This is a genomic window from bacterium, assembly GCA_023150945.1.
GTDB lineage: Bacteria > Zhuqueibacterota > Zhuqueibacteria > Zhuqueibacterales > Zhuqueibacteraceae > Coneutiohabitans.
Genome location: JAKLJX010000001.1, coordinates 519474 through 543099 on the forward strand (window position 1 = coordinate 519474; position 23626 = coordinate 543099).

12 protein-coding genes are annotated in these 23626 nt (G+C 60.4%); 1 reads left to right on the top strand and 11 read right to left on the bottom strand.

The features are described from left to right. Window positions 1-58: 58 nt before the first annotated feature. The 5 genes from L6R21_02020 to L6R21_02040 form a co-directional block, all read right to left on the bottom strand. Window positions 59-3355 (bottom strand): carboxypeptidase regulatory-like domain-containing protein, encoded by a 3297-nt coding sequence (locus L6R21_02020; protein MCK6557949.1) that lies wholly within the window; start codon window positions 3353-3355, stop codon window positions 59-61. Between the two features lie 215 nt (window positions 3356-3570). Further along, complete coding sequence (locus L6R21_02025) at window positions 3571-4635, bottom strand: PorV/PorQ family protein (GenBank protein ID MCK6557950.1); 1065 nt, start codon at window positions 4633-4635, stop codon at window positions 3571-3573. Between the two features lie 110 nt (window positions 4636-4745). Beyond that, on the bottom strand, window positions 4746-8048 hold the full coding sequence (locus tag L6R21_02030) for a hypothetical protein (protein MCK6557951.1): 3303 nt from the start codon (window positions 8046-8048) through the stop codon (window positions 4746-4748). Window positions 8049-8144: 96 nt separating this feature from the next. Continuing rightward, window positions 8145-11216: a TonB-dependent receptor gene (locus L6R21_02035; protein MCK6557952.1), complete on the bottom strand. Its 3072-nt coding sequence runs from the start codon at window positions 11214-11216 to the stop codon at window positions 8145-8147. Between the two features lie 57 nt (window positions 11217-11273). Then, window positions 11274-11921 (bottom strand): DUF4397 domain-containing protein, encoded by a 648-nt coding sequence (locus L6R21_02040; GenBank protein MCK6557953.1) that lies wholly within the window; start codon window positions 11919-11921, stop codon window positions 11274-11276. A 276-nt stretch (window positions 11922-12197) separates the two neighbouring features. On the opposite strand from L6R21_02040, the gene L6R21_02045 reads away from it, so the two are divergent. Further along, window positions 12198-12773: a hypothetical protein gene (locus L6R21_02045; protein ID MCK6557954.1), complete on the top strand. Its 576-nt coding sequence runs from the start codon at window positions 12198-12200 to the stop codon at window positions 12771-12773. Between the two features lie 683 nt (window positions 12774-13456). On the opposite strand, the gene L6R21_02050 is transcribed toward L6R21_02045, so the two are convergent. The 6 genes from L6R21_02050 to L6R21_02075 all read right to left on the bottom strand — a co-directional run bounded on the left by L6R21_02050 (window position 13457) and on the right by L6R21_02075 (window position 23567). Beyond that, window positions 13457-14671 carry a metallophosphoesterase gene (locus L6R21_02050; GenBank protein MCK6557955.1) on the bottom strand — a complete coding sequence of 405 codons (1215 nt, stop codon included), beginning with the start codon at window positions 14669-14671 and terminating at the stop codon, window positions 13457-13459. Window positions 14672-14896: 225 nt separating this feature from the next. Further along, window positions 14897-15877: a PorV/PorQ family protein gene (locus tag L6R21_02055; GenBank protein MCK6557956.1), complete on the bottom strand. Its 981-nt coding sequence runs from the start codon at window positions 15875-15877 to the stop codon at window positions 14897-14899. 105 nt (window positions 15878-15982) lie between these two features. Further along, entirely contained in the window at window positions 15983-16210 is a 228-nt protein-coding gene (locus L6R21_02060; GenBank protein MCK6557957.1) for a hypothetical protein, read from the bottom strand. Window positions 16211-16372: 162 nt separating this feature from the next. Next, window positions 16373-19240, bottom strand: a complete 2868-nt coding sequence (locus tag L6R21_02065; protein ID MCK6557958.1) for a TonB-dependent receptor — start codon at window positions 19238-19240, stop codon at window positions 16373-16375. 43 nt (window positions 19241-19283) lie between these two features. Then, the gene (locus L6R21_02070; GenBank protein MCK6557959.1) at window positions 19284-20666 is read right to left on the bottom strand and encodes a hypothetical protein; all 1383 of its coding nucleotides are present in this window, start codon (window positions 20664-20666) and stop codon (window positions 19284-19286) included. A 90-nt stretch (window positions 20667-20756) separates the two neighbouring features. Further along, window positions 20757-23567 (bottom strand): lamin tail domain-containing protein, encoded by a 2811-nt coding sequence (locus L6R21_02075; GenBank protein ID MCK6557960.1) that lies wholly within the window; start codon window positions 23565-23567, stop codon window positions 20757-20759. Between the last annotated feature and the right edge of the window lie 59 nt (window positions 23568-23626).

The window sequence follows — 23626 nt, forward strand, 5'->3', positions numbered from 1 at the left end:
AAATCACAAGGCCAGGCTTCCACAAAAGCCGTGGTGACTGCGCCCGCGATGAAGTCTCCTAATTGAACAAATACCGCAATCCCACCTGAATCTGCCAGCGCGAATTCAGGCCGGCGTCGTCGATGAAGGTCTCGGACGGGCCGGTGAAATTGAAGATCGGCTCGCCGGTGCCGTCAAAACCTGCCAGCCGCAGCGGTGAGGTCGCCGAAGCGCTCGCCACCTTGCGCACGCCCCAGCTCGAACTGATCAAATTCGGAACGTTGAGCACGTCGACGCTCAACTGCAGGGTTTGCCGCTTGGCGCCGGCATTGAAGGAAAAATCCTGCAACACGCGCAAATCGACGTTGTAATACCACGGATTCACCGCGCCGAAGCGTTCCGAAATCTCGCCGCGATGCTTGCTCAAGTACTTGTCCTGCGCGATGAAGGCGTTCAGCGCATTCCACTGTTCCTGCGCAGAAATCGTGCGGCCGCCGGCGTCGGTGTAAGGCGCCAGATTAATGTCATTCTGGTTCGCCGGAATGTAGATCAAGTCATTGCCGCCCTGGCCGTCGCCGTTGACGTCACCGGAATAGAGATAGGAATAGCGGTTGCCGCCCGAGCCCGCGAAGCGATTGCCCTCTGCCACTTCCACGAACAAGCCGAAATGCGTGGCGAGACTGCTCGACCAGGTCTTGCGATACGTCGCGCTGCCGACAATGCGATGGCGCTGGCCGAACTCCGAGTAGCTCAGCTCCGGCAGATTGGGATTGCCTTGCACCGGCTGATTCTGCCAGAGCACGCTGGCAATTTCAGTGGATTTCAACTGGTTCTTCGCCTGCGTGAAGCTGTACGCCACGTTGGTGTTCAGGCCGCTGCTGAAGTTCTTGCGCAACTGCGCGGTCACGTTGAGATTGTAACCGTCGCTGGTGTTGTCGATGACGTAGATGCCGGCGCCGCCATCTTTGTTAATCTCATAAGGATTAGGGCCACCAGTGGGAGATGCGCCTCCGTAATACGGCCGGCCGTCGCGCAGGAACCGCTGGGGCGCGACGAGATCGGCATTGCGCATGAACACGGCGTTGATGTCGTTGCCATAAACCACTTCCAGCGTGCCGAGCATGTCGCTGGGCAACTGCTTGTCGAGGGCCAGATTGGTGACCCAGACTTGCGGAAACTTGAAATCCGGATCCATGGCGTTCAAATCGAACGACTGCTGCAGAATGGCATCGCTGCTGGTCTTGTGTGCCTCGGGGACCGTGGTGACGGTCGGATAGAGATTCGGATTGGCGCCGGGGTTGGAGATCACGTTGCCGACCCACACGAACGGCACGCGGCCGGTGAAGATGCCGGTGCCGCCGCGCAGTTGCAGCGAGCGGTCGCCCATCACATCCCAGTTGAAGCCCACGCGCGGCGAGAACAGCGGCTTGGCGCCCGGCAGCTTGCTTTGATCCACCTTTTCCGGATTGCCCTTTTCATCCAACGCGGTCAAGCCGCGGGAAAAAGGATTGTCCACCGGATCGGTGAAGTACATCGGAAAATCGACGCGCAGGCCGTAGGTGAGGTTGAAGAACGGCGACACTTGAAACTCATCCTGCGCATAGACGCCGAGCTGGCCGACGTCGATGTTTTCGCCCTTGATCGGCCCCGTGCCGATCAAACCTCTGAAGTTGAAGGGACCGCCGGGCCGGTTGGGATCGGTGAGCGTGAAGAATTCCTCCAGCGAGGAGAAGGTCGTGCCGATGCCGGTGACTGGCGGCAGGAAAAACACGCCGTGGCGGAAAATGTTGAAGGCGTTGAAGAACGAAAAGTACTCGAAATTCGCGCCCACGGTGAAAACGTGCTTGCCCGAGAAAACGCTCAGGTTATTGGTGAATTGCAGAACGTCCTGATCCAAAATGTTGTGAATCGAAAACGGCTCATGGCCCACGGTGGTGTAGGTCACGCCGGCTTCGCCGATCTCGATGGTGGGAAAGTCGGAGCTGAACGGCTCACGAAAATCGCGGAAGCGGTTGTAGCTCGCGAAAAAGCGGTTGGCCAGCTTGTTCGAGCGGCTGTTCAACTCGAACGCGAAGGAGTGCAGCTCATTGTTGATGGCATAACCGGAGTTTTGAAACGGCAGGCTCGCTTCGTTGGGGCCGCGGCCGGTGTTGTTGAAGCTCAACACGAAAGGATGCGGCGGCAGGTCACGCACCGCGTCCAGCAGGTTGTAGCGCAACGTGGCGGTGTGATGATCGTTGACGTTCCAATCCAGCTTGGCCAGCAGTTTGTTGTTGTCGGTTTCGTGAATGAAGCCGTCGTAGGCGCCGGGATCATAATTGTACACGCTGATCATGCGCTGGCGAATCTGATCCAGCACCGAGGCCTGCACGCGCGAAACGCCGAAGCCGGAGGTGCCGCGGTTCGCGACGAAATTCGTGCCGGGATCATCGCGGCGCTCGAGCTCGCCGTTCACGAAGAAGAACAGCTTGTTCTTCACCAGCGGCCCGCTCACCGTGAAACCGGATTGGTTGAAGGCCAGGTCGGGATTGGCAATGACTTTTTCGCCCCGCACTTTGTTGCCCAATAGATTCTCATTGCGCACGAAGCTGTACACCGAGGCCTTGAATTCGTTGGTGCCGCTCTTGGTGACGGTGTTGATGCCGGCGCCGGTGAAGCCGCCTTCGCGCACGTCAAACGGCGCAATCGAAACCTGCACTTGTTCGACGGCATCGTAGGGCACGGGCTCGGCATTGGCCTGGCCGCCGGGCGCGGGGTCATCGAGGCCGAAGGGGTTGTTGAAGTAAGAACCGTCGAGCGAGATGTTGTTGTACAGCCAGTTGCGCCCGCCGAAGCTGAAGTTGCCGTCGCTGCGCGGATCCAGGCGGGTGAGATCGCGCGTGCTGCGCTTCACGGAAGGCAGCACCACGACTTGCGCCGGTTTGATGAAAGTCGCCGCGCCGGTGCGATCGCTGTTCAAAACCTCGTCCTGCTCGGCGGACACTTCGATGCCTTCCATCGTCAGCGCCTCTTCCACGAGCTTGAACTCGAGATGCACGGTCTGGCCCAGGTTGAGAAAGATGTTTTCCTGCTTTTGGGCCCGGTAGCCGATCAGGTTGGCGGTCACGGTGTAGGGGCCGCCGACCTTCATGTTGGGAATGTTGAAGGCGCCGCCGGCGCGCGTGGCCGTGCCATAGCGCGTGCCGCTGGGTTCGTGAATCGCAATGACGGCAGCGGTGCCGGGCAGCGGCTGGCCCTGGCTGTCCGTAACATTGCCGCTCAGCGCAGCAGTAGTCACGCCCTGTCCCAGGGCGCGACCGGTGAGCAACGGCAGGATGCAGAGGCCAAACAACAGCACCGCTCCTGCCCACTGCAATCGAATCGGAGTGTGTCGCATACTCCTCTCCTCCTTTGGGGTGGTTGAACCGCGCAAGTGAAGTGAATGGTGCTCATAATTTGGGCAGGGGATTTCTCATTGTCAAGTCAAGTTTCGCCGAAGCGGCGCCGGCGAGGGTGCCGCAAGCGCGCAACGGCGCTGCGTTCCCGCCAAATAAAAAGGGCTGGGAGCAGACTCCCAACCCTTCATCTACTAGCCACCCTGTCGGATGGTTTTCAAAATCCGAGTTTCAGCGAGAATACGTTGGAATTGTCGAAGAATTCAACCTGACGAAAGGCGTAATCCAGATTGGCTTCCAGGCCGCCGAGGTTGAGCTGCAAGCCGGCGCCCAGGGTGAGGCCGTAGATGTAACGGCTTTCGCCGGTGACGTCTTCGCCGGCGGTGAAGGCGAAGCTGTAGCCGCCGCGCAGAAACAGCTTTTGATCCAGCGAGTATTCCATGCCGAGGCGCGTGGCATCGTCATCGAAGTTGTTGTCCTGATACAATGAGGTGAGCAGCACTGAAGCGCGTTCCCCCATCGGCAGGTTGTAGGCCAGGCCGATTTCGAGCGAGGAGGGCAGCTCGTCCTTGCCGGCGACCACTTGATAAGGCGAGCTGCCGCGCGCCACATCCTGGGCGTCGCCGAGGCGCAGCAGGTCGGTGCCGCCATATTGCATATGCGGCCCCACGTTTTTCAACGCAACGCCGAGGCTCAGGCCATTCACCGCCAGGAGCTGGCTGTATTGCACGCCGAAGCTGAACGCTAGGCCGGTGGCGCTGAGGCGGTCAATGGATTCCGAAACGATGTTGGCGGTGGCGCCGACGCCGACGCGGTCGGTGAGGGCGCGCGAGTAGGTCAATCCCGCGGTGATGAATTGCGGGGTGATGATTGCGCCGGTGCCGTCCGGGCTGTCTTCCGTGGTCACCGCGATATCACCGATGTCGAGCGCTTTGACGCTGAAACCCAGGGTGCCGAAGCCTTCGAACGCCGCGCTCACCGCCAGGTAGTTGACGTTGACGTCACCGATGTGCCGCATGTGCGAAAACATGGCGTTGGCCGAGCGCGTGGCGCGCGCCAGGCCCGCCGGGTTCCAGTGAATCGCCTCCAGGCCGCTGGCGATTGCAATCGCGGCACCGCCCATCGCAAGGTGGCGGGCACCCACCGGAATCAACAGCTCCGAAGCGGCGTTGGTGCCGGAGCGGCGTTCGCCGTCGGGTTGGTTCTGCTGGCTCCAGCCGCGGCCGCCCGCCAGGGCAAGCATCATTGCGGCCAGCAGAAATCGCTGCCAAACATTTTTCATGAGTCGTCTCCTTTGCGGAATCTAAACTCTCCTGACCCCTTGCGGATCGAAACGGCAGGCACGAGGCGGCCGCCGCTCGACCGCAAGGGGAGAGGAGAACATGAGAGCTGTCAGAAATTGCGCAGGAACTGTTCTTCCCGCACGATCGCCAGTTTGAGAATCTTGACTTCATTCATATCCGGCATTTCGAGGTGAGCCAGGTAAATGCCGCTGGCGGCTGGCAGCCCGCGCTCATTCTGCAGATTCCAGTTGAGAAACTGGCTTTCATCATCCTTGACGATGGTGCGCACCAGCACGCCCGCCAGCGTGAAAATGCGAATGGTGGCGCGCCGCGGCAGATGGCTGAAGGTGACGAAGCGGTTGAAGCGATTCAGCTCGGCACGATTGAAACCACGATAGGGATTGGGAAAGACGTTGATCAAGCTGAGATCCGCCTTGGCCGTCGCCAGGTCGCTGGTCGGCGCCTTGCTGCTGAAGGTGAATTTGTCGGCGGCGGTGTTCACGTTGGGCGCGATGAATTCGATACTGAAGGCCGCGCCCATCGGCTCCCGCGTGCCGCGTTGATCCAGCCACAGGTTCCACTGCACCGGGCCGCCGTCGGTGAGATGCACCGCCATGAAGTCCTGGCCGCCGGCCGTGGGATTCCAGCGATTGGGATCGTAATCGGTGTCGAGGATGTACACATAGTTGAACTGAAAATCGCCGTTGTTGAGGTTGACGCGGTTGGGATCATCCTCGGCATAGAGCTTGTGCAAATCCCACTGTCCGTTGCCGTCCCGGTCACGCACGACGATGTCGAGCTGGCGCGGCGGATCGGTTTCGATGTCAAAGACGCGGAACGGCACCACCGTCTGGCCGGTGAAGGCATTGAGCGCAAAACCGGCATAGAGATTGGCGACCTGGCCTGCGCCGGCCGGCAGTTGATACGGCTCGCCGATATCGTAGCGGCCGTTGCCGTTCAAATCAGTAAAGCTTTCCTTGGCGAAGAACTCCACGCGAATGTTGCGGTAACTGGCCGCGGCCAGATTGCTGCCGTTGAAATTCGCGCCCAGGAACGCCCCGCCGAAGAAGATCTCGCCGCCGTGACTGCCGCCGGTCACCCAGCGGTTGCCGTCCTCCTCGACGTGATAATCCAACCCGGCGAGCGGCGGACCCGCCACGATCACCTGCAAACCCTCGGTGATGAGATAATCGCCGTCACCGTTTTGATTGGTTTGATTCGCGAGCAGCACTTTGCCGGAAGTGACATTCTTGAGCTGCCAATGCCCGTTTTCGTCGAACGTCACTTCATACGAGGCTTCCTGCGTCCTGCTGGGATCCACCACCACCGGTGTCACGGCGCCGTCGCTGATGCCGCTGACGTGGCTGGCCGCCAGCGTGTCTCCGCGCACGGTCTGATAACGCACGCCCGGTTTGGTGGTCTGCGGAACCACCGTCACCACCGAGGGCGAACTCTCCAACGTGCGGGTGGTCAGGCCCGGCGTGCCGTTGAAGCTGTAGGCGGTGACCGCAAAGAAGTAGGTCTGGCCGTTGATCAGCAGCTTCTCACGCAGGCGGTCGCGCGCGATCACGAACGTGCGTTGAATGCCGCTGTTCCTGCCGATTTGCACCGGCAGCTCCAGCACCAAACCCGAGCCTTGGTCGAATGTTTCCTGCGCAATGGTGGTGACTTCATCAACCAAATCAAACGTGGCGAGCTTGATACCCTGGTTGAGCGACGCGCCCGCCGTGGGCAATTGATAGACATTGTAACCCTGGAAGGCGTAGCCTTTGTCAACCACGCCCTCAGTCTTGGCCACTTCCGTGGGATTCTCGCCCCAATTCAGCAGAATCTGGCCGTTGAATTCCGTGGCCGACAACACCGGCGGTTGCGGCGGCCGCGGCAATTCGAAGAGATTGTCGAAGGCCTCCTGGGCAAAGCGATCGGTGAATTTCAACACCGAGATGCTGGAGAGCCGGTCAGAGCCGAGCGCAGCCATCACCGCGACCACGACTTCCTGCGTGTCGCCCAGCGCCATGGTGAACGGCCCGGAGGCGAGCAGCAACCGGCGGTCACCAGGATTGGCATCCACCCAGCCTTCACCCGCAACCGGATCACCGGGCACGCGGAATTTGGTGACCGCGTTGCCGTTGGTGGGATCGGTCCACGGCTGGGCGGGATTTTCCGGACGCGGCCGGAAGCCGCGCAGCAAGTTCCACCACTGCAGCGTGCCGTTGTAATCGCCACCGCGCGTGGGATCGCTGTCGGTCTGCCCCGCGGCGAAATAGGCGAAGGTGGTCATCGGCAGGTTGCGGAAGCCGCGGCGTTTCTTCAGGCCGAAGATGGCTTCACCAGCGGGATCCGGGACCAGCGGGCCGGCAAAGAAATCGTAGCCGGAAGCCGGCGGCGGCAAACCCACCTGTGAGTAGTTGCCATCGGTGGAGACCGAGTTGTAGACGTAGCCCAGGCTCAAGCTCGTGTCGCTGCCGACGAAGTCATCGCCGGCTGCGCCGAGATCCGGATCAGCCCATTGGCAGAAGTACATGCTGTCGATCGTGGCCGTGGCGGGTGTGGTCGCCGTGCCTTTGTAAATCACCCGGAATTGTTTGAAGATGATGTTGCCCAGCGGATCCGAACGGCGATAGGCCCACAAGGTCAACTGCATCTCCAGGCCGATGGAGGGCGAGCCGTACATCGTTTGCACCGCGCTGGCATTGAGATCGTTGGCCACCAGCCACACCACTTGATCGGCGCCGGCCAAGCCGGGTTCATCCGCCTCCGGAAAGAGGATCGGCGAGCCGTCGGCATTGAACTGCGGCGTGTAGTGGCCGTCGCCCTCGGCATCATAGAACGGCGCGCCTTTGTGCGCCGGCCAGTCACGCCAATCATCGGCGTATTGCTGCCGCACCGCGGCGATTTGCGCCGCGGTCACCGCGGCCGCCGAGGTGACGTTGAGCTCGGCGGCATCCTGGCGCAAATCCGCGGTGAGATAATCGCGGCGAATGCGCCAGACACGATCGACATTGGCGAGATCGTTCACGTCTTCCGCCACGCCCGGCGAGAGAATCGCGCCGGGCACGGTGCCGAGGCTGAAGGTCTGGCCGCCGACGCGAATGGCCGGATCGCTGCCGTCATTCACCTTGCCGCCCCACACCAAACCGTCCTGGAAGATGGCGGCTGCGATGATGTTGCCGCGCGGAAAGTACAAGCCGGCGTTGCCGTCGGGCTGGTTGGCAGATTTGCCGTCGGAATAAATCCAGGAAGCCACCTGGCCGACGTTGACCAGGGTTTGGTTGGTCGTTCCCGCGGCCACTTTGGCCAGGCGTGCTGCCCGCTGCGGCGGGCGGCCGCCTTCCTCTTCTGCGGCGCGGGCTGGATGGGCGAGCAACGCCACTCCGGCCGCGGCGAGAAGAAATGAAAGGAATCGTTTCATCAAGAAATCCTCCAGATAGTCATGTCCCAATTGCCGGCGGCTGGCGCGACTGCACGCCGCAGCCGCCGGCCGGAAACGGGCGAAAGCAGGTGAGACTCAGAATTCCAATTTGGCGCCGAAACGAATCTGGCGCGGCGGACCGAGCAGTTGCAGGCCGATCACATCAGTCTCGCTCTGCGCGTAGTTGTCGCCGTTGCCATTGAGATTGATGGCGCGGTAGAGCGAAACATAGGGCTGCCCGCCATTGGCCGCGATGATCGCGCCGCTGAGATCGGGATTGTTCAGGAAGCCGTCGTCATAGGCATTGCCGGTGCGACGATAAACGTTGACGACATTCTTGCGATTGGTGAGATTCTGCACATACATGTAGAGATTGAGGCCGAGCTGGCCGATCGCCACCGTCTTGTCCAGCCGCAGATTGATGTCATAGTTCCACGGCGTGAGCGAGGCATTCACCGCTTCCAGCGGCCGGCGCGAGCGCGGATCGGTGATCTGGCCGCCCAGCGAGGCATCCTGCTGGCCGAATTCACCCTCGGAGCGGGTGTAGGGATGGCCGCTGCTGAAGTTGAGCAGCAGGTTCAATCCTAGGTTCTGCAGAATCGGTCCGCCGTCGCCCTTGGCAAAGCGATAGTCCACGCTCGCCGAGCCGCGCTGCGGCCGGTTGAAATCCAGCGGTGAAATCACCGTCGGAATCTCCTGCACCTGCTCGATGCCGGCAATCGCGGAGTTGGGTGCGGAGCCGGTGCCGAGCGAACGGGAGAAGGTGTAGTTCAACTGGCCGGCCACGCGCTTGGTGCGGCGCAGGGTGAGCGACAACTCCACGCCCGCCGTGGTGGCGAAATCACCGTTGACCAGCACGTTGTAATCACTCGCCGGCGATTGCGGATCGACCGTGATGCGCGAGATTTGGATCTGGTCTTCGATGTTCTTGTAGTAGGCGGTCAGGTCGAAGGCCGCGACTTCGCTGAATTGCTGGCTGAAGCCGATTTCGTATTGCGTGGTCTTTTCAGGATCGAGGCCCAAGCCGACCACGTCAGTGCGGAACGAAGTGCCGCCGGTGAAGATCGCGTCATACCATGCCGGCCCGTTGTAAAGATCGGTCAGGCGCGGCGGCTGCACGAACTTGCCGTATTGCAGATGGAACACGGTGCGGTCGGTGACCGGAAAGGCCAGACCCAGGCGCGGGCTGAGCTCCACCGCCGCTTTCTTCTTCACCAACTGGTCGACGAACAGGCCCTGGTTGGCGCGATCCCACGGTGGACGGGAAGGATCGGCAAACGTGAAGTCATCGTTATCCATCACGTCCAGGCGCAGGCCCATGTTGATCACCAGATCGCGCGCTTCGAATTTGTCCTGCGCATAGAAGGACAGGTAGTAAGGATGGCGCGGACCCTCGGGGCCGTCGCTGTTGACCTCGTTGCCGAAGGTGTCGTAGCCATAGGTCAGGCGTTGGGAAGCGCCCGACAGCGTGCGGAACGCGCCGGCCGCCGCCGCATCACCGGCCAGGGCGCGGCGGTAGATGTCGGGATTCTGGCGCGCCGCCTGCAGTTGCTGCCGCGTCCACTGCGTGCCCTGTTCATCGGCGGCAAAGCTGCGCGCGGTCCAGCGTTCATACGAGGCGCCCAGCTTGAGCTCATGGCTGCGGTGTTGTGTGCTGAACGCGAGCGAACCGCCGATATAGCCGCGCTTGTTCTTGAAATAATTCGCCGGCGTGCCGGGCGCGGTGAAATCGAAGCCGTAGATGTCGATCGACTGCGTGCCGCCGCGCCAGGGACTCAAGTTGTCGTTGTAGAACGTCACGCCTTTGCCGGCGTTCGCCGTGCTGTCCCAATAGGCCCAGAAATCATGCTTGAGCAGCGGGTCGTAGCGCACTTCCCGCCGGTCGAAGTAGTTCAAATTCACTTCATAGAACGAACGCGTGCCCAGCAGATGGGTGGCCTTGAGATTGACCAGCGCGGTGCTCAAATCCTCGATTTGGTTGCGGTCGAGATTGAACATTCGCGCCGCCAGGCTGCCGTAGAAATTGGGATCCGGTCCGGTCAAGTCATCCTGCCGCCGCCAGCTCAGCGACCCGCCCAACCGGACGATGAACGGCCGGGCGTCCCACACGATCGTGCCGTTGCCGATCCACTGATTGCGGCTTGCCGCCGGCGTCACATTGTCCTGCATCTTGATGCCGCGCTGCTGGATGAACGCCTCCAGCGCCGGGTCACGATTGGTGGTGAACACTAATGGAAAGTTGTGGCCATCGACGTAGGTGTCGGCGTGATTGAATTCGAACCCTTGCCAGAAGCGCGTGGCGCGGTCACGCTCGAAGATGTTTTGCGTCGCCAGGAAGAATTTGACTTTCTTGTCGAGCAGCGGCCCGCTCAGCGTGGCGGTGTAGTCGGTGTAGCCGTACGAGTAGGAGCCGAGAAACTTCTCGCCGCGGTCGACGAGATTGTCGGTTTCGGTTTGCACCGTGAAATGATAATCCGTGCCACCGCTTTTCAGGGTCTGTCGGATGATGCCGGCATTGGCGCCGCCGAACTCCGCGGTGTAGCCGCCGGCCTGAATTTGAAACTCCTCCAGCGCCTCCGGGATGACGGTGACGGCGTTGCTGCCGTTGTCGGCGTCACGGGCATTGGCGCCCTCGACGTAGTAGCCCACCTCATCGCTGCGGCCGCCGCGCACGTAAAGCCCGCCGTTCTGCGCCACCACGCCCGGCTGCAACGCAATGACGGCGTTGACGCTGCGCACCGGCATCTTTTGAAAATCTTCATAGCTCTGAATGCGCGTGGCATTGGTCGCGTTCTGATTCACCAGCGGCCGCTCGGCCACGATCGACACCCCGGAAATTTCCAGGGCTTCCGCGGGCAGGCTGAAATCCAACTCGGTGGTCAAATCCGAATTGACCCGCACATTGGAAATCGTGACCTCGCGGTACCCGATGAACGAGGCCCGCACTTCATACACTCCGATCGGCACGTTCACAACCACGTACTCGCCGTTGAGATCCGCGGCCGCGCCCATCGACGTTCCAACCAGCAGGATGGTGGCGTTCAGCAGCGGCTCACCGGTCTCGCGGTCCACCACCTTGCCTTTGATCTTGCCGGTGGTGCCGGCCAGCAACAGCGTCGGCAGCAGAACAGCGGCCAGAATGCTGCCTGGAATTCTTCGAAAGTTCATGCGACCTCCAAAACGAGTTGAGCAGGATTGGGAATCATGATGGGTTCGCTCCGCAACTCAGTCAGTTACCGATTTGATGGTCGTCGCGTTCGCATCTCCCAGAATGATGCTGGTATGGCTGGCGGAAATGCTGAGCGCCGAGGTGGCCAACACCGTGTTGCCGCCCGCGGCTTTGACTTCCATCGTGTAGTCACCGGCGGCGACATTGATGTAGTTCGTCACGGCTTTGTACGCCAGCCGCGTCGCCAGCACGGTGTCGGCGCCGGCGGTTACCGTAACCTGCGCCTCGAGGGCGGGATTGAAATTCGCCACCCGCAACACCCGCTGCGGTGAATCGAAGAGGCGGCGCTCCGTCAGGCGAAAGAACTCGCGCGGCGCGCCCGCTGCCGCAGGCAGCAGCACGACGGTGCCGCGCAGGTTGGTCGACATGGCCACGAACTGTTTCTCGCCGTTGGAGAGCGCCACTTCGCGGCTGCCCGCGGGAAACTGTTTGTGCGCCAGCTCACCGGCAAAAGCCAGCGTGCCTTGTTGGATGCCGTCGACCGCCACCTGCACGCTCGCCAGGTCCGTGGCCGCATGCAAAAAGCGAAACTCGGCATTGAACTCGGGCGGGGTGGGGCCGGTCGCAGGCACATCCGCGCAGCCCAGCAGCAATGCCGCACATGCCAGCATTGCAATGCCGAGCCTGATTCGCGAAGGATGCATGGAGCCTCCTTTCCAGAGTTGAAATGAATAAGTGAGAGCCTCAGGTGCGCGGCTTCCCGCACCCGGCGGCGCCAGACAAATGCAGGCATGCTTCTCTTGCTCGTGAAAAAAAGCAAGCACGCGCCGGCACGCCGGAGCGCGAGCACGCCACGCCGACTGCGAATGAAAGTCGCGATTTATGAAAGGGAAGGTGTAAGAGGCAGGAGGGCGAAAAAGAAATGCTTGCCTTTCGCAGGCAAAGGCTATATCTTTTCCGCGCGTTGTTGAAGGGCCACCGTGCCCCTTTACACCAGCTCGTTGAGAGTTGCCGCTCTCAGCGAGCTTTTTTATTTTGGTTCGGCTCGCAAGGCCTCAGGTGCTGATTGTGATCCGCCGCCAATACAATTTTCTCTTTTGACAATCGTTGCGCGATTTTTCCTCGACGCTTTCTGCATGCAATGTGTTGTTCCCGTACTGGCAAACGATATGCCAGTGGCCCAACAGCCGCCTGCAAGCGATTCATCTCCCACAAAACCCAATCTTTCCGAGAAAATGCCTGGAATTTTTATGCAGATTTATGCATTCACGACGTGCATGAGCTTGCATGGTTGCGGTCTTGCTGCCCGGAACGGCGGAGAAAGTTGCGTGACTGTTGCGCTTCAGGGCATGAACACATTTTTGTGTTTGCAAGAAGACGAGAGCCAGGCGGGAACGTTGCACGAATGCCGACAAGTAGAAGAAAGGTGTGCGGATTACTTCTTGGTTTCTTACAGCAATTTCTGTTTGCGTGAAGCGATATTACTCTCTCTGAAACCGCCGTGGTTCGTATTGACTTGCCTGCCGGCGCAAAGGTTGAACCAGCAGGTGGGATGACGGAGGCGATGACGCTGCATGAAAAAGCGCTGGCGACTCGATTCCTGTCAATCCCGTTTCATCTTATCAAAAAGATGAGTTCTAGATCCGGCATCGTCGTCACGCCAGCAGGGCAAACCGCCAATGGCTCGTGTGACAGGATTTGCAGGAGCCAGGATGTCAGCGATTTTCGCCGGCGTGAAGGTCGAACCGGCAGGCGAAATACCAAGGGCAAGAACTCTTCCTGCAAATAGAAAGTGCTGTAGAGTGAAATCGTCGCTTCAAAGGCAAGAAATTTCTCCAACGGATTGAAACAACCCAGCGGATAGAAAAATATCCGTTGAGTTGTTTCAATCCGTTGACGTTTTCTCTTGTGTTGCGGTTAATCCGCGTTGGGAGGGAATTCGGTTCCATCCGAAGACGTTCCGACCTCGACTGAGTCGAGGACTCCAAAACATTGGGGGCCGTGTAAATTCCGGGGGTCTTGATGAAACGGCCAAAGCCGTTGCAGAAGTACTTCTATGAACAGGCGGGAATTCCGTGCGGAAACGAATGAGAGATCCTTGCGAACCGGTGCGGCTTTGCGTTTCGACGGGAATGCCATGGCACAGACAAATCGCCCCCCAATTCGCCGGATGAGATTCATTTCATTCACAAGCAAGCCTGTGACGAAGGGGTGACACCGGGCCTGCCGCAACAATTCCTCACCGCAGGCTCATGCTGCCATCGCGGTGAATGACAAAGACCGTCTTGCCGTCACCGGCCGGCAGCACGCTGCCATTCCTGCCATCGAAAAAGCGCAGCTCCAGAAACTCCCCTTTCAAATCAAAGCGCGCGAAGCCGTGCTTGCTTTTGCCCTTTTCCTTCACGTTGTCATTACGGTCGAAGCTCTGCCACCAGGTGAATTCATGCGCCGCGGGATTGGCGGCCTTCACCCGGCTGAGCTTGGCGCCCGCGCCCGAGCCGACGTGCACGCGCGGGCCGCCGGCATTCGCCTGCGGCCGGTAGAGCAACTGCAACACGTGCTCGTGCCCGGCAATCACCGCCTGCACGGTTACGCCGCTGGCCGCGATAGCAGCCTGCAGCGCCCGCACATAGACCTGATACTTGGGCGCGCAGGTGTCCTCGGGATCGAGCAGGTTCAGCACATAATCGGCGGCATTGGAATCCTTGCTGCAGGGGTTGAGGTAGGCCACCGTTTCGTTTTCGTCGTCCCAATGCTTGTAGCCGCCATGCGGACCGAGCGAATGAAACGGATGATGCACGAACAACAATCGCCACTTGACGCCGGCCTGCTCTTTGTGCGCCGCCAGCAGTTGCCGCAAGCTGTCGAGTGCCGGCTGCCAGGTGGTGGTGTCGGTGCGCAGCGGCCGCGCGGAGTCGAAGAAGATCATCTGAATCTTGTTGGTGTCCGGGCCATAGAGCGCCGCGCGCGGCAGGCTGTCAATGTAAGTCCAAACGGGAAGGCGGCGCGCGCGCTCATTGCCGCGGCTGCTGATGCCGTAGGGCGCGGTCTGCACGCGGTAAAGATTCAGCGGCAGTTTGAAATCAACCGCCAAAAAGGCGTAATAGTCGTGATTGCCGGCGAGCGCAAAGACATTCTCGCGGCCCAGACCCTGCAACACCTCCTCGAATGGGCTGAGCATGGCATTGACCTTGTCCTGTACTTTTTCGCGCGGCCCGTTGAGGCCGATGGGATAGAAGTTGTCTCCCAGGAAAATCAGCGACTGAAAGCGATCCTGGCGAAACATCTTGCGTAATGCCGCCGCGTTTTGCTCCAGGGGTTTGTCGCGTTCGCCGGTGTCGCCGATCGCGACAAAGGAAAAATCAGCCTCCGTAGGCTGGAAATCGACGAGAGCAGGGCCGCACGAGAAAACCCCAAGGCCGGTGAGAAGAAGCAGTGCAAGAGAGTACTTCACACGATGATTTGAGCACATGCGCGATGACTTCCAATTGAATTGAGTGTCTGGCTGTAGCTGTTCCAACCTCGGCTGAGCCGCGGATGCTGGAACTGCGAGTGTCGTGGGAACGCTCCTGATTTTGGGGCAACGGCCAGGCCATTGCAGAAAAATTCTCCCGGGCATCAGCGATTTCAGCCGCACGCGCTTTGGTTTCTGCAAAGCAAATACTCGCGCCGCACCAGCTTAGAAGCGGAGACAGGCGGTGAAGCGGCTGGCGTTGCCCAGGTTGCCGAATTCCGTATGGGAGAAATCCAGATTGAGATGAAAGCGATTGAGCGGCAGCGCCACGCCCGCGCCCAGGGTAAAGGATTCCTCGTCGACGTTGGCGCGATAGCCGCCGCGCAACGCCAGCGCCTGGCGCCACCAATACTCCACGCCGAGGTTGAGATTCTCGGCATTGTCATTGGGGTGATTCAGTTGCAGCGCGGTGGTGAGCTTGTGCCCGGGCCGGTCGATCACCTCGGTGGCAAAGCCGATGCGGAACACGGTGGGCGGCGCGAAATCCTGGAAGCTGCTGGTGGCGGAGCCGTCCCGGAAATAAAGCGTGCCGGCAGGCTTGATGTTCGTGCCAAAATTCGAAACCGAAACGGCAAAGCGTGAGCTGCCGAAGCCGGTCCAATAATAGGTGCCGAAATCCACGAACACGTTGCGGGCGTGCAATTCGGCGAGCGTCTCGTCGACGTACTTGAGCGTGACGCCCACACTGAAGCGGTCGGTCATGCGGCGCGCGAACGACAGACCCACGGCGAGATCGCCGAAAGACACGAAATTGCCGGTGCCGAGCGGTTGATACACCGTGGTCTCTTCGAAATCATCGCTATGCAGCGCGGTCACGCTCACGCCCAGCACGTTTTGTCCGCCCAGACGATGCAGGTAGCCGATGAACTCATGCCGGACCTCCACCGGCCAGTTCACGTGGGAGAAGATCAATTCATTCTGCTGCACCTGGGCGGCGCCGGCGGGATTCCAATACAGCGCCGAGGCATCGTTGGCGAGCGCCACGAAAGCCTCGCCCATGCCGCTGGCGCGCGCGCCCACGCCGATCTTGAGAAATTGCGCCATCGCCGTGCCGGCGCGCTGGCTGCCGAGCACCGGGATGAACTGCGCCTGCGCCGAACTTGCCATCGCGAAAAGCGCGACGAGCAGGAGGCCTCTCATTTTCATGGTCATTTTTCTGTGCTTGCCCTGCGACGCTTTGGTCTGATGTCGCTGCGCGCCTGCCGCGGCAGCGATTTTTTCGAGTGAGGGCGCCGTGCCGTTGTCAAGCCCTCATCCTTCCGTGCCCTGCTGCGATGATTTGTTCTCACTCTCACGCTCGCTCCACACCACGCCGTTGAATTTCCGGCCCGCGGCCTGCGCCATTTCGCGCGCGATTTTTTGCATGCGAATCAGCACGGCGATTTTCTCATCGAACGAAAGCTTGGCGAGTTCGCGCCGGTGTTGTTCTTTGCGCTGCGCAATATCGCAGGGCAGTCTGCCAGACTGCAATCGAATCAAGCGGGAAGAACTTCGCGGTCGCTTCAATTTTTTCAGAGTCGTACGATATGACACCGTTGTACCTTTGTCATTTTGCGGTTAATTCGTATCTGGCAAGAATGTCTTGCAGCTTTGCGGTGTCGAGCGCGACTTCCTCCTTGTCACTGATCACCGCCAATCCCGTCAAAACCTCATCACCAACCCCACCCGGATATTCCTCTGCGTCAAGTAGCGCGCGGGATTGAAGGGAAACGGATCGAGCGGCGCCTGCGTGTCGGGATAGAGCGGGTCGTTCCAACTCGTCGGCGTGGGATCGCTGAATGTGTAGGCCCGGCCGGTGACCGGATTGATGATTTGCGAATTCTTGCGATCGAACAGATTCACGACTTCCACCTGCACCGTCAAGTCCACGCCCGCCGGCCGAAAATACTTCTCGAAGTTCAGATTGACCCAAAACCAATGCGCCGCCAGCTTGCCATAGGGATCATCCGGCTCGCCGTTTTGATCCAAATCCTCATCGTACTCCGGCCGGCCGTTGGGCAGCACCGTGCCGGTGAAAAGCTGCGGGGTGTAACGCTTGCCTGCCTGCGCAAAGGCGCGCAGATTGAGATTCCAGTCATCCGGCAGACGAACACCAAAAATCTTCGGCGCCTCGCCCTTGCGGACATTGAAATTCGCGACGGCATTGACTTGCCACGGCCGATCCCAAATGAGGAAATCCTCGGTAATCGGCTTTTCCGTCAGCGTACCCTGCGCCACCAGAAAGGCGTCATCAGGTGAAGAGCTTTTGCCGGTGGCGAGCGAATAGGACCCGCTGAGTGAGCCGGTGAGAAAAGTGCCGGCGCGCTTGCGGTATTCCACCTCCAGGCCGCGGGCGCGCGAGTAATCGAGATTGAGATAGGTGGTGAAGGTGCGGCCCGACAGCCGGCCGCTGCCGCGAAAATTCACCGTGGTCACATAATCGAAAATGTCCTTGTAATACGCGGTCAGCGTGAAGACGTCGTTCTCGCTGAACTTGTGGCGCACGCCGAATTCGTACGCCACCGTGGTTTCATAGTCGAGATTGGGATTGCCGAACTTCTGAAAGGTGGATTTGGCGCTGTTCTCGCCCAGCTTGGCGTAGATGAACTGCGGCTTCGGCCGCTTGGAGAAATGCCCATAGGAAAAGAACAGCATTTGATTGTCGGTAATCGGATGCGAGATGCCCAGCCGCGGGCTGAGGCGGCCGCGCCAGCGCCGCCCGAAAAAACCATAGGTGTCGGCGCGGAACTGCCGGCGCGTCTGCTCGCTGATGGTGACGATATCCGGATTGGCGACGGCGTCCTCCACGTACTTGCCCGGGAACCAGTAGTCGAAGCGCAGGCCGAGATTGGCAATCAATCCTTTGAATTTGATCTGATCCTGCGCATACAAGCTGCCGTAGGCGGGATTGACGCGGTAGATGTCATTGTTCAATCCCAAACCGCCGAACCACGGCCGGTAGAGGTCGATCATCTGCATCTCGGCAAACTGCGTCTCCAGGCCCGCCTTGAATTTGTGCACGCCGCTGGCGCTGTGGCGGTTGAGGTCGAACTTCAAGGTGTATTCTTCGACATAATGATCATGCCAGGTGCTGCCGTTGCCGAAATCCCAAAAACCGTCGCCGGGAAAAACCGAGACGATGCTGCTGTCCGAATTGTAGAAGTAGGCAATCGGCAGGGTGACGATGTCTTGCGGCTCCTGATATTGCGTCCACGACTTGCCGTTGACGTCGCTGCGCAAGTGGGTGAAGTAGCGCGACAGTTTGATTTCGTAGAACGTCTTGGTGTTCAGCGTATGCGTCCAGGACAGCGACAGGTTTTTGTTGAGATGGGTGAAGGTTTGGAAGTTGTCCAGATTTTTTTCGAACTCATACGGATACCCCGGGCTGGGCTCGACGAACTCCAAATTGGTTTGCAGCGATTTTTCGTTTTGATTGATCGACACCGACTGGTTGCCGGAGAGCACGAGTTTGTGCGTGGGCGTGATCTTCCAGGTGAGCTTGAGCAGGCCCGACCAGTTGTTGTCCTGGCGCGGCGCAAACCGGCTGCCGTGAAAAGTCGAAGAGTAAAGCCGCTGCGCCCGCGTGCGCAAATACGTGTCGCTGGTGAGCGCGTAGAAATTGCCGAACAGGCTGAACTGGCCCGGCGGCCGCAGACCCAGTACCGGCAACACGTATTGCGACAGCGGCTCCGGACCGCTCAGGCTCATCTCCGCGACGTCGGTGCGAAAGCTGTGGCGGTTCTTCGTGCTCAGGCTGCCGACGATCGGCACGCCCGGATCGAAATCGCCAAAGTGGTCGCGCTTGTAGGCGAGCGAGCCTTTGTAGGAGGATCCGCCTTCTTTGGTTCTCACATTGATGATGCCGGACATGGCCTGGCCATACTCGGCGTTGAAGCCGCCGGTGATGACTTCGACTTCCTCGATGGCATCGGTGCTCAACTGCAGGCCGAACCCGGTGCCCGCCAGCGGATCCTGCACCGAGATGCCGTCGAGCAAATAGGCATTCTCATAAGCGCGGCCGCCGCGAATGTGAATCTCATTGTCGGACTGCACCGCGCCCACCTGGCTGGCGACAATGTCTTGCACATTCTCGACAATCTGATTCTCGATTTCGGTGCTGGTCAGGCTCCTGCGGCTGGAGGTTTCCTCCAAATCGAACAGCGGCCGCTCGCCGATCACCACCACTTCCTGGCCGAGCGCCAGCACCGTGGCTTCGAGCCGGACGTTCAAGGTGGTTGCCGTTCCCGCCGTCACTTTCACGCCGGTATTCTGCACCTGTTTGTAGCCGATCATCGCGGCTTCGACGGTGTACACGCCCGGGTTGATGTTGGGGATCTTGTAGCTGCCGTCGATTTCGGTGGCGGCGCCGTAGTACGTGCCCTTGATCAAAACATGCACCCCGGGCAGGCCTTCCCCGGTTTCCCGGTCGGTGATGCGGCCAAGGAGCGAGCCTTTGGCCTGGGCAAAGGCCGCACCAGCGGTGAACAGAAGAACGGCGGCGACCAGGCGGGCGAGAGCATGCGGTTTCATCTTGCCACCCAAGAAAATTTTGCAGCAGGAAGAGTTGAATTGCTCACTTGAGAATGTCCGTCAAGATTTTTTCGATCAGCAAGCCCGCGGTGCCATTGCCGTCCAGCGCGGCAATGGGCAGGCCGAAAAAGACGAAGGAAGAAGTCGCATCCACCACCGCCATCACCGGCGTGCCGGGCCAGGTGCCGGGATTGGGCGGCAGCACATACAGCGTGTCGGCACTGAGCTTCGGTACCAGCGGAAAGATGTTGGGAATGATCGCGGTGTTGACTTTCAACTCCGGGAAGCCGCGGCCGGCGAAGAACAGCGCGGGCTGCACCACCTGATTGCGCGTGATGCGGTTGATCTTCGCAGCCAGGCTGTCGACCGGCGAGAAATCGAGCGGCGCGCCCTGGTTGGTGGTGAATTCCTGAAACGAGGTGGTCATCACCAGCTTGCCGCCGGCGTCGAGATAAGGCGTGACGCTGACCTGCGCCTTTTCGAGATTCGGCTCGGTATCGGCGTACCAAAACACGCGGTCGAACAGCCGCAGCGTCGCGAGGAAAGCTTGCGCCGAGGGCGGCTCCAGCGCGCGGTTGTTGCTCTTGAGGTCCCACACTTCGACGTTGCCCACCAGCGCGCGCAGCGTGTTGCGATAGAAAGCGCCGGCGTTGTCGTTGATGTTGTAATCATCGATGAGCAGGAACTTGCTGCCCGGCTCTTTGACGTGCCAAATCTCGTTGTCGCTGCGCGGCATGCGAATGATGCGGCTGGTGGCACCGGCAAGATCGACCGCGCGCAGATAGAACACGTGCCGGCCCTCGCTCAAACCGTCCGTGGCCGCCAGCGTGATCATTTTGGTGCGCGCCGCGAGATCGCGCCAGGTCGCGTTGGTGTCATCGAGCACGTACTGGAATTTTTCAATGGTATCATCGCCGTCGAGATCCGTCGCCGTCCAAACGAAAGTCGCGACCGTGAACGTGGTGTCGGGCACATCCGTGCCCACCGGGAACTCCACCACCGGCCGGGTGTTGACGACGGGGAATTGCTGCCGCGCGGCGGTCGGATCCGCCGCACCTTGATCATCGACGGCTTTCACGCGCAACGTGTAAGTGGTATCCGTGCCGGCCAGGCGCAGCGTGAAGGTCTCGCGCGTCTTGGTGGTGAAGGTCCAGGCCGCCGCGGGCGAGGCATTATTCCAGCTCGTCACTTCGGGTGCGCTTACGCTGAAGGTGTAAATGAATCCCGCCACCTCGCCGTCGGGATCATCACCCCACCAGTGCAACGTTTGCCGGCTGATGCCGGCGTTCAAGTCGCGCTCCGAAAAAATCGTGATGAAGGTTTCGGGCGGCTGGTTGGGATGCGGATTGTCGCTGAAGTTCTCCGAACAGCCGAGAACAAGCAACGCCGCCAGAGTGTACTTCAGCGCCAGGAGGCGATTGAGCATGATTCCATTCTCCGTTCAACGCAAACCGCGGCCGGCAGGCGCAGAGTCTTCAGACGCAGCGCCTCCGAAGACTCTGCCCGCTCCTGCCGCTTACCGCAACAACAGCATCTTGTTCACTTTTTCAAAACCGGCTGCCTGCATGCGGTAGAAGTAGACGCCGGTCGGCACGGCCTGGCCGCGATCGTCAGTGCCGTTCCATGCGATGACGTGGCGGCCCGCGGGCTTCACAGCCGCCATCAGCGTTTTCACTTTTTGGCCGAGCATGTTGTAGATCGTCAGGCTCACGCGGCCGTGCTGGCGCAGTTCGAAGCTGATCGTGGTGCCGGGATTGAAGGGATTGGGATAGTTTTGCTCCAGGGCGTAACGCAACGGCGGCGTCTCGCGGCCGGCAACCGCCGTGCTGGGCCCGCGCACGACATCACGATTGTTGCGCGGCAGCAGCTTGTAGTTGTCGAAAGAGAAGTATTGAATGCCGATCAGCGAGCGAATGCTGTCGCCCTTCACGTAGATTGAATCGAGATTGCCGTCGAAATCACCGAGATCATCAACGCGCACCTCGCCGCTGCCGTCGTCAATGGCAAACTCGCCGAAGTTGCTGGGCGCATCCGGGAAGGGGGTTGACACGACGGCATTCCGCACCTGCACCAGCATGCCTTCCCAGCGCTCGGCAGTGGCGGAGCCGGTGCGGAGATCACCGGTGCGCAGCAAGACCGGCGGCGGCAGAGGATTGCCGCGGCTGAGAATGGTCACGCTGAGGGGATTGGCGCTGCTGGGATTGGCGAGACGGGTGACGTTGAAATTTTCCTCGACGCGGCCGGTCACCGCCACGCGGTCGCCGGCCTTGACGTTCGTGGTATTGTCATTCACCCAAATGCCGCTCCATGGCCCGGTGCCGTCTTGAATCCAATAGTAGGAGAAATCAGTAGTGTCGGTGGTGACGATGCCCTGCACGGTCACCGTGAGGTTGGTGTAACCGGAGTTGCCGTCGGCATAGGGCGTGTACTGCAAGTCGTAAATCGTCAAGCCGGCATCGCGCACGAAATAGAAAAACTTCGAGGCCGCGGTGTCCGCCGGAATCGTGGTGCTCGCGCCCTCGGTGTCGGCGGCCTTCAAATAGAACTCAACCAAAGCGCCGTTGGCTTGCGCGGGAATCACTGCCGTGTAAAGATTCGCGCCGCCGCTGGTCATGCTGATCGTCTGAAACGCGCCGCGATTGACGCGATAGCCCACTTCCGCGCTGGCCACTGCCGTCTGCGTGTCCACGATGTTGGCTGAGACCGTCACCCCGGCCGTGGAAGTTGCCACCACCGGCGAGCGGTTCACGTTGGTAATCGCCGGCGGCGAGGAGGCGACTTCAACGTCGTTGATCGTGCGCGGATTGATGGTGACCGTGCCCTGTGTGGTGCCGGCCCGGAGGTAGCCGGTGACATTGATGCGCGTGCCTGCCGGAAAGCCCGGCCAGGAGCCGCCGTTCGCATTCACCACGTCGAAAACCGCATCGAAGTAATCATCCAGCGCGATCGAACCGGTGGCATCGCCGGCCACCATGATGTTGCCGGGCAGGCCATTGGCCGTGACCGTGAGATTTTCGAAGCGCACCAGCATGCTTTCCCAGCGCTCGGTGAGCTGCGGGTCGGTTACTGCGCCGTTCGCGCCCAAGTCGCCCGGTTTCAGCAGCACCGGCGCGGGCCGCGGCGTGCCGAAATCAAGGAACTCGACCGGTGTCACCGGATTGGTGAGCAACTCCAATTGCGTGATGCTCACCGTGTTGGCGGCGGTGGGAAACTCGTTCAACACCGCGGTGACGCGGATCTTATCGCCCGGCTGCACGGCGCTGAATTGCGTGCCGCCGGCCGAGGTGTCGTTTTGAATCACGAACATACCGCTCCACGGGCCGCCGCGCTCGTCCTGCACGAACACGCCCCAGCGCGCACCGACGAAAATTTCGCGGATGCCGTGCATCACCACGCCGGTGAGCGTGACGGTCTGGCCGCGCAGCGGTGAATCGTCGCTCAAGTTCACGGCAATGTCCGCGGCGCGTTTGAATTGCACGTCGGCAATGTTGAGGCTGTCGCCCAACGCGCGCGCTCCGGGTGTGGCCGTGGCATTGATGCTCCAAATGCCGCCCTTCCACGCGAGATTCTCGCTGGTCTCGTTGTGGCCGCCGAGGCCGTTGCCGCCGCTCCAATTCTCGATGTCTTCGACCTCGAGCCGGCGCTGCGCGGTTTTGCCGTCGTCATGCGGAAACGCGTCGCCGTCGTTTTCGGCATCGACCACAAACTGCTGCGCCACCGGCGTATCGGGCTGGTAAGCCGAAGGCGTCGTGTCGGCATCGCTGCCGTCGATGCTGACTCCGGTTTTGTCGATGGCTTCGGCCTTGTCGCCCCACACCACATAGTCGACGTCCTGCACCAGATCGCTTTGGCCATCCCAATAAAACAGCATGATCATCTCGCCGTCGTTGGAAAGCCCGGCACTCGCGCCGACCGAGACCGCGGTCATGTCGGGCGTGTTGGCCTCATCGCCCTTGATTTCGAAGTCAGCGGGCTTGCCGTAGGAGGTGGTGAAGCCGGTGCCGGTGAAGGCGATGGTGAGGAATTGCTTGGGCGCGATGGTCGTGCCGTTGGGAAATTTCACCATGAAATCCGAGCTGAACGCCGTGAACCCGCCCTTCACGACATTGATGTAGTTGTTGTTGTTATTGAAAACTTCGTCGGACAAATAGTAGTTGCTCAGGTCGACCGCGGCCGGGCCGGGATTGTAGATCTCAATGAATTCGCCCGGCGTCGGCGACACCGCAAACTCCGTGATGAGCAGATGGGATTGCGCCCGGCCCAGCAGCGGAAAAAACAGCAGCAAGAGCAGAAAACTGCGCGCCACAAATGGTAGAAGTTTGGTCATGAGTCTCTCCTTCGCGTGAGAGGTTGAGAATGAAACCCGAAGCAGAATGACATTGACGA

Bases quoted from the DNA above. Each gene is read 5' to 3' on its own strand.
- L6R21_02020 (MCK6557949.1), bottom strand. From the start codon at position 3,355: ATGCGACACACTCCGATTCGATTGCAGTGGGCAGGAGCGGTGCTGTTG.
- L6R21_02025 (MCK6557950.1), bottom strand. From the start codon at position 4,635: ATGAAAAATGTTTGGCAGCGATTTCTGCTGGCCGCAATGATGCTTGCC.
- L6R21_02030 (MCK6557951.1), bottom strand. From the start codon at position 8,048: ATGAAACGATTCCTTTCATTTCTTCTCGCCGCGGCCGGAGTGGCGTTG.
- L6R21_02035 (MCK6557952.1), bottom strand. From the start codon at position 11,216: ATGAACTTTCGAAGAATTCCAGGCAGCATTCTGGCCGCTGTTCTGCTG.
- L6R21_02040 (MCK6557953.1), bottom strand. From the start codon at position 11,921: ATGCATCCTTCGCGAATCAGGCTCGGCATTGCAATGCTGGCATGTGCG.
- L6R21_02055 (MCK6557956.1), bottom strand. From the start codon at position 15,877: ATGAAAATGAGAGGCCTCCTGCTCGTCGCGCTTTTCGCGATGGCAAGT.
- L6R21_02065 (MCK6557958.1), bottom strand. From the start codon at position 19,240: ATGAAACCGCATGCTCTCGCCCGCCTGGTCGCCGCCGTTCTTCTGTTC.
- L6R21_02070 (MCK6557959.1), bottom strand. From the start codon at position 20,666: ATGCTCAATCGCCTCCTGGCGCTGAAGTACACTCTGGCGGCGTTGCTT.
- L6R21_02075 (MCK6557960.1), bottom strand. From the start codon at position 23,567: ATGACCAAACTTCTACCATTTGTGGCGCGCAGTTTTCTGCTCTTGCTG.